1 pseudogene is annotated in these 302 nt (G+C 59.3%); it reads right to left on the reverse strand.

From position 1 onward, the window contains the following. A pseudogene (locus EN852_RS38825) lies at window positions 1-219 on the reverse strand (adenylate/guanylate cyclase domain-containing protein); the annotation flags it as partial. Window positions 220-302 lie beyond the last annotated feature (83 nt).

Below are 302 nucleotides of genomic sequence, written 5' to 3' on the forward strand. Positions count from 1 at the left end.
GACCGCGCTGAGGAACTCCGCCACGATACCGTCGCCAGTGTTCTTTACGACGCGGCCGTCATGCCGATGAACGTAGCCTGGGAGCTCGTCGTGCATCAGCGCTCGGACGCGGGTAAACGTGCCTTCCTCGTCTTCCGCCATTTGTTGCGAATAGCCGACCACGTCCGCGACCACGATCGCAGTCAGCCGTCGCTTCAGGGTGCCGTTGCTTGCGATCAATCTAGGCTTTGGGGTCAATCCATACCTCGGGTCGAACGTACGAACCTACTTTAGCACATTTGCATGATGCTATCGCGCACGGC

The sequence above is a fragment of the Mesorhizobium sp. M2E.F.Ca.ET.209.01.1.1 genome (assembly GCF_004010375.2).
In the GTDB taxonomy this organism is placed as follows: Bacteria; Pseudomonadota; Alphaproteobacteria; order Rhizobiales; family Rhizobiaceae; genus Mesorhizobium.